Origin of the sequence: Streptomyces anandii JCM 4720, assembly GCF_014650655.1 — a bacterium.
Lineage (GTDB): Bacteria > Actinomycetota > Actinomycetes > Streptomycetales > Streptomycetaceae > Streptomyces > Streptomyces anandii.
Genome location: NZ_BMVJ01000003.1, coordinates 494,859 through 501,329 on the forward strand (window position 1 = coordinate 494,859; position 6,471 = coordinate 501,329).

The following is a 6,471-nucleotide window of genomic DNA, read 5'->3' on the forward strand; positions in this document are numbered from 1 at the left end:
TCACCGGCGTGGAAGTCCGTGTTACGTTCGAGCCATGGCCGAATCTGTCGTACTGGATCCGGTCGATCTGCATCTGCTGCGGCTGCTGCAGAACGACGCCCGGACCACCTACCGCGACCTCGCCGCGCAGGTCGGGGTGGCGCCGTCGACCTGCCTGGACCGGGTGACGAGGCTGCGCCGCTCCGGCGTGATCCTCGGCCACCAGCTGCGGCTGGATCCCGCCAAGCTGGGACGCGGCCTCGAGGCGCTCCTGTCGGTGCAGGTGAGGCCGCACCGCAGGGAGCTGGTGGGGCCGTTCGTGGAGCGGATCCGGGCGCTGCCGGAGTCGCGGACGGTGTTCCATCTGACCGGGCCGGACGACTACCTGGTGCATGTGGCGGTCGCGGACATGGCGGATCTGCAGCGGCTGGTGCTGGACGAGTTCACCTCGCGCAAGGAAGTGGCGCGGGTCGAGACCCGGCTGATCTTCCAGCAGTGGGACTGCGGTCCGCTGCTCCCGCTGGGCGCCCCGGCCGGTCCGGGCGGTCCGGCTCCGGCGAAGGGGGACGCGGCGCGGCCGGGAGCGGCGTAAACCCGGCTGACGCGGGCCGTGCCCTTGTATGAGGATGGTGCGCATGTCTCAGACCAAGAGCCCGCTTCCCCGTCAGGTCGCCGACGCCTACGTCGACGAACTCATCGCCCTCGACCCGATCACCGGTACGTACCTCGGTGTGAAGGAGAGTTCGAGCAGGCTGCCCGACACCTCACCCGCGGGCCAGGAGGCGCTCGCGGAACTGGCCCGCACCACCCTCGCCGGACTCGACGAGGCCGAGCGCCGGCCCGGCGCGGACAGCGACATCGAGCGCCGGTGCGCGCGCCTGCTGCGCGAGCGGCTCACCGCGGAGCTCGCCGTGCACGAGGCCGACGAGGGCCTGCGCGCGGTCAGTAACATCCACAGCCCCGTGCACTCCGTGCGCGAGGTCTTCACGCTCACGCCGACGGACACCGACGAGGACTGGGCCGCGGTCGCGGAGCGGCTGCGCGCCGTGCCGGCCGCGCTGCGCGGCTACCGCGAGTCGCTGGCCCTCGGCCTGGAGCGCAAGCTGTACGGCGGCCCGAGCCCGACGGCCACCTTCGTCGAGCAGCTCACCGAGTGGTCGGACACGGACGGCCGGGGCCGCGGCTGGTTCGAGGACTTCGCCGCCGCCGGGCCCGAGGCGCTGCGCGGGGAGCTGGACGAGGCCGCGCGGGCGGCGACCGCGGCCGTGGTGGAGCTGCGGGACTGGATGCGCGACGTGTACGCGCCGACCGTCGAGGGCTCCCCGGACACCGTGGGCCGTGAGCGCTACGCACGCTTCTCGCGCTACTTCAACGGCACGGACCTGGATCTGGACGAGGCGTACGCGTACGGCTGGTCGGAGTTCCACCGCCTGCTCGGCGAGATGAAGCAGGAGGCCGAGAAGGTCCTGCCGGGGGCCGCGACGCCGTGGGTGGCGCTCGCGCACCTCGACGAGCACGGCACGCACATCGAGGGCGTGGACGAGGTGCGGGCCTGGCTCCAGGGGCTGATGGACGAGGCGATCGACGCGCTGGACGGCACGCACTTCGAACTCGCCGAGCGGGTGCGGAAGGTGGAGTCCCGCATCGCGCCGCCCGGCGGTGCCGCCGCCCCGTACTACACGGCGCCGTCCGCCGACTTCTCGCGCCCGGGCCGCACCTGGCTGCCGACCATGGGACAGACCCGCTTCCCGGTGTACGACCTGGTGTCGACCTGGTACCACGAGGGTGTCCCGGGCCACCACCTCCAGCTCGCCCAGTGGGCGCACGTGGCGGAGAACCTCTCGCGCTACCAGGCGACGGTCGGCATCGTCAGCGCCAACGCGGAGGGCTGGGCGCTGTACGCGGAGCGCCTGATGGACGAGCTCGGCTTCCTCACCGACCCGGAGCGGCGGCTCGGCTACCTGGACGCCCAGATGATGCGCGCGGTGCGCGTCATCATCGACATCGGCATGCACCTGGAGCTGGACATTCCGGCGGACTCGCCGTTCCACCCGGGTGAGCGGTGGACGCCGGAGCTGGCGCAGGAGTTCTTCGGCGCGCACAGCAGCCGTCCCCGCGACTTCGTGGCCAGCGAGCTGATCCGCTACCTGTCGATGCCCGGCCAGGCGATCGGTTACAAGCTGGGCGAGCGCGCCTGGCTCCTGGGCCGCGAGAAGGCCCGCGAGCGCCGCGGTGACGCCTTCGACGCGAAGGCCTGGCACATGGCCGCCCTCTCCCAGGGTTCCCTGGGCCTGGACGACCTGCTGGACGAGCTGTCACAGCTGTGACCCCCTGACCCACCCGGGCGGGCGGCCCGGGTGGGCCGCCCGCCCGGCGGGCCTTCTCAGCAGCCGCAGGGGGCTCCGGCCACCGGCGCTGTCAGGGGGTCGGCCGGGCGGTTCTCGCCGCCCTGCCAGGTCTCGTAGGCGAAGCCCTCGCGCACCCAGTACTCGAAGCCGCCGAGCATCTCCTTGACCCGGTAGCCGAGTTCGGCGAGGGCGAGGGCGGCGCGGGTGGCGCCGTTGCAGCCCGGGCCCCAGCAGTAGGTGACGACCGGCATCGACTTGTCGACAAGGGCTTCGGCCTGCCCGGGGATCAGCGCGGTGGGCAGGTGGATCGCACCGGGGATGTGCCCCTGGTCCCACGACTCGGTGGAGCGGGAGTCGAGCAGCACGAATCCGACGTCGCCGCCGGCCTCGAGCGCGGCGGCGACGTCGGAGACGTCGGCGTGGAAGGCGAGGCTCGCGCGGAAGTGGGCGGCTGCCGCGGCCGGGGGCGCGGGGGCTACGCGCAGCACGGGGTTGTCGTATTCCATGGGCAAGAACCTAAGACCGTCCATCGCCGCGTTGAAGCGGTGTTCCCCGGCATACCTCTTGAACGTCCGGGGAATTCCCTGCTATTCATCGGTCATGACCGCGTTTTCCCCGGACGCCACCGACTGGCGCATACTCGACGTCCTCCAGCGCGAAGGCCGGGCGAGCTTCGCCGAGTTGGCGCGCGCCGTCTCGATGTCCCCGAGCGCGGTCACCGAGCGGGTGCGGCGCCTGGAGGAGGCGGGCGTCATCGAGGGGTACGCGGCGGTGGTCGACCCGCAGCGGCTCGGCCTGCCGATCCTGGCGTTCGTACGGCTGCGCTACCCCAACGGCAACTACAAGCCGTTCCACGACCTGGTCGCCGCCACGCCGGAGATCCTCGAGGCGCACCATGTGACGGGCGACGACTGCTTCGTCATCAAGGTCGCCGCACGCTCGATGCGCCACCTGGAGGAGATCGCCGGCCGCATCGGCACCCTGGGCTCGGTGACGACCAGCGTGGTGTACTCCTCCCCCCTCCCCCGCCGCCCCCTGGGCCGCTGAGCCGCCGGCACGGCCGCGAGTCAGCGCACCCCGCGCTGCCGCACCGTCGAGCCCGATCTGGTCTTGGTGATCTCCAGTTGGGCGTGGATGCGGCGGCGCAGGTCGGGGACGTGGCTGACGATGCCCACGCTGCGGTCGCGTTCGCGCAGGGAGTCGAGTACGTCGAGGACCTCGTCGAGGGTCTGGTCGTCGAGGCTGCCGAAACCCTCGTCGATGAAGAGGGTGTCCAGGCGCACCCCACCCGCCTCGTCGGTGACCACGTCGGCGAGCCCGAGGGCGAGGGCGAGCGAGGCGAAGAACGTCTCGCCTCCCGACAGCGTGGCCGTGTCCCGCTCCCGCCCGGTCCAGGCGTCGACGACGTGCAGCCCGAGGCCGCTGCGCCCGCGTCCGCTGCGGTCGTCGGAGTGGACGAGGGTGTAGCGGCCGGACGACATGCGCAGCAGCCGTACGGTCGCGGCGGCGGCCACCTGTTCCAGGCGGGCGGCGAGGACGTAGGACTCCAGGCGCATCTTGCGCTCGTTGTCCGCGGAGGTGCCCGCGGTGAGGGCGGCGAGGCGGGCGACGCGGTCGTACTCCTCGCGCAGCGGCGCCAGTTGCCGTATGCCTCTGGCCGCGCGGGCGGAGAGCCGGTCGAGTTCGGCGCAGCGGCGGGCGGCGGCGTCCCGCGCGGAGGCGGCCTCGCGCAGACGCCGGCCCCCGGCGTCCGCGGCGGCCTGCGCGGCGGCGAGGTCGGCGGGCGGACGCTCGGCGGCGGCCGCGGTGCCGGCCTCGGCGAGGACCGCGCGCACCGCGGCCTCCTCCGACTGCCAGGCGTCCAGGCGGTGTTGCAGCTCGCGGTGGGCGGCGTCGTCGAGCAGCGCGGCGGCCGCGGCCCGCGGGGTGTCGAAGCCCGCGCGGAAGGCGGCCTCGGCGAGCCGGCCGTCGGCGTCCTTGAGCCGTACGGCGCTCTCCTCGGCGGCGCGCACGGCGTCGGCGGCGTCGGTGAGCACCGCGGCCCGCCGCTGCAGTTCGGCGGCGCGCTCGCGCACGCTGCGGGCACTGCCCCGGGCGGCGGCCAGCTCCGTCTCCAGGGCGGCCTGTTCGCGGTCCAGGTTCTCGCGGCGGGTCTGGCGCGCCGCGGCCCGTACCTCCGCGCGGCGGCGGTCGGACAGCCGGCGCTCGTGCTCCTCCTCCGCGCCGCGCAGCTCCTCCCGCGCCGCGTGCAGTGCCGAGGTCTCCCGGTGCGCCCGCGCCAGCCGTCGCTCCAGGTCCGCGGTCTCCTCGGCGAGACGCGGAACCGGCGCGTCCCCGGCCTCGGCGGTGGCGGCGGCCAGGGCCGCGCGCAGGTCCGCGTGGCGGCGCTCGTCCTCGGCCCGGCGTTCCTCGGCGTCCTGGTGGCCGGCCAGGGCCCGCTCCTCCGCGTCACGGTCGACGTGCCCCGCGAACCTGCGGGCGGGCGCGGGGTGCTCGGTGGCGCCGCAGACGGCGCAGGGCTCGCCGTCGGTGAGGTGCGCGGCGAGTTCCGCCGCGATGCCGTTCAGGCGCTGTTCCTTCAGGGCGAGCCAGTGGTCCTTGGCGCGCATCGCGTGTTCGGCGGAGGCGAGCGCCCGGCGCCGTGCCTCCTCGGTCTCTCCGGCCAGCCGGTCGCGGGTGCGGGCGGCCGCGAGCCGCGCCTCGGCGCTCTCCCGCAACACGGCGAGCTGCTGGGCCTGCCCGGCCGTCTCCTGGGCGCTCTCGATACGGGCCCGCAGCCCCGCGCGGGTGCTCTCCCACCCGGCGAGCCAGTCCTCGGCCTCCTGGAGCGCCTCGGTGTCCGCGCGCTCCTGCCGGTCCACGTCCGCGCGCTCGGCGACGAGTTCGGCCAGGCGGCGCTCGGCGCGGCGGGCCGACTCCAGGGCGCCGAGCTCCTCGGCGGCCCGGCGGGCGGCCGCGGCGAGTCCGGCCGCGCCGGCGTCGGCGAGGCCGTCCGGCAGCAGGGCACGCGCGCGTGCCTCGGCGGCGGCCGCGCGAGCGTGCTCGGCGTCGGCGGCCTCGCGCAGTTCGAGCGCCGGGGCCACGGCCTCCGCCTTGCGTCCGCGCTCCATCCTCCGCTGGGCCTCGCGGTGCTCGTCGGCGCGCTCCGCGAGGCGGGCGGCGCGCTCCTGGGCCTGAGCGAACCGGCTCTGCAGCCGGGCCAGTTCGCGTGCCTCGTCCAGGGCGCGCTCGGCGGCGGCGTGGGCGGAGTCGGCGGCGGACAGGCGGCAGTGGGCGACGGTCAGCTGCTCGCGTGCGGTCGCGCGGGCCACCGCGGCGGCGGTCAGTACGGCCTCGGCAAGACCCGGTTCGCCGGGCGCGAGGCCGGGCAGTTCCATCGCGTCGCCCGCGGCCTGCTGCATGCGGTGGGCGTCGGCGAGCAGTTCGGCGTCGCCCTCGCGCACCCGCGCCTCGGCGGTGCGCCTGCGCTCGGCGAGGCGCTTTTCGACCTCGGCGAAGCGGCGGGTGTCGAACAGGCGGCCCAGCAGTTTGCCGCGGGCCTCGGCGTCGGCGCGCAGGAAGCGGGCGAAGTCGCCCTGCGGCAACAGCACGACCTGGCAGAACTGCTCGCGGCTCATGCCGAGCAGCTGGGTGATCTCCTCGCCGACCTCCTGGTGGGAGCGGCTGAGATCCTTCCAGGCGCCGGCCACCGCGTCGTACTCGCGCAGCCAGGTCTGCGCCTTGTCGACGGTGGTGCCGGTGCCGCGGCGCTTCAGGCGCTCCCAGGGGGGCTGCCGGGTGATCTCCAGCCGGCGTCCGGCGACGGTGAGGTCGAGGGTGACCTGGGTGCGGGTGCCCGCGGCGGCGTGGTCGCTGCGCAGGGTGGTCCCCTGGCCCTGGCGGGCGCCGGGCACCGAGCCGTACAGCGCGTAGCACACGGCGTCGAGCACGGAGGTCTTGCCGGCGCCGGTCGGGCCGTGCAGCAGGAAGAGCCCCGCGGCGGACAGCGCGTCGAAGTCGACGCGCTGCGCGCCGCCGAAGGGCCCGAAGGCGGTGATGTCGAGCCGGTGCAGCCTCACTGCGCCTCCCCCTGGTCGTGCGGTGCCCGGTGCCAGGCCGGGCCGCCCGCCGCTTCCGCCCCCGCCCCGCGCGCGTGCCGCGTCAC

Annotated in this window: 5 protein-coding genes; 3 read left to right on the top strand and 2 right to left on the bottom strand. The window is 75.1% G+C overall.

What is annotated here, in order from left to right:
* Nucleotides 1-34 precede the first annotated feature (34 nt).
* The gene (locus IE249_RS08220; RefSeq protein WP_189704100.1) at nt 35-571 is read left to right on the top strand and encodes an Lrp/AsnC family transcriptional regulator; all 537 of its coding nucleotides are present in this window, start codon (nt 35-37) and stop codon (nt 569-571) included.
* A gap of 43 nt (nt 572-614) precedes the next feature.
* Nucleotides 615-2,306: a DUF885 domain-containing protein gene (locus IE249_RS08225; RefSeq protein WP_189704101.1), complete on the top strand. Its 1,692-nt coding sequence runs from the start codon at nt 615-617 to the stop codon at nt 2,304-2,306.
* 56 nt (nt 2,307-2,362) lie between these two features.
* Here the strand turns inward: IE249_RS08225 and IE249_RS08230 are convergent, their stop codons facing one another.
* Nucleotides 2,363-2,833, bottom strand: a complete 471-nt coding sequence (locus IE249_RS08230) for a rhodanese-like domain-containing protein (protein WP_189704102.1) — start codon at nt 2,831-2,833, stop codon at nt 2,363-2,365.
* A 94-nt stretch (nt 2,834-2,927) separates the two neighbouring features.
* Between IE249_RS08230 and IE249_RS08235 the strand changes: the two genes are divergently transcribed.
* Nucleotides 2,928-3,374: an Lrp/AsnC family transcriptional regulator gene (locus tag IE249_RS08235; RefSeq protein ID WP_189704103.1), complete on the top strand. Its 447-nt coding sequence runs from the start codon at nt 2,928-2,930 to the stop codon at nt 3,372-3,374.
* Between the two features lie 20 nt (nt 3,375-3,394).
* On the opposite strand, the gene IE249_RS08240 is transcribed toward IE249_RS08235, so the two are convergent.
* A complete protein-coding gene (locus IE249_RS08240) occupies nt 3,395-6,385 on the bottom strand; it encodes an AAA family ATPase (protein WP_189704104.1) in 2,991 nt (996 codons plus the stop codon).
* Nucleotides 6,386-6,471 lie beyond the last annotated feature (86 nt).

Coding starts and splice junctions, on each gene's coding strand:
- IE249_RS08220 (WP_189704100.1), top strand. CDS start 35: ATGGCCGAATCTGTCGTACTGGATCCGGTCGATCTGCATCTGCTGCGG.
- IE249_RS08225 (WP_189704101.1), top strand. CDS start 615: ATGTCTCAGACCAAGAGCCCGCTTCCCCGTCAGGTCGCCGACGCCTAC.
- IE249_RS08230 (WP_189704102.1), bottom strand. CDS start 2,833: ATGGAATACGACAACCCCGTGCTGCGCGTAGCCCCCGCGCCCCCGGCC.
- IE249_RS08235 (WP_189704103.1), top strand. CDS start 2,928: ATGACCGCGTTTTCCCCGGACGCCACCGACTGGCGCATACTCGACGTC.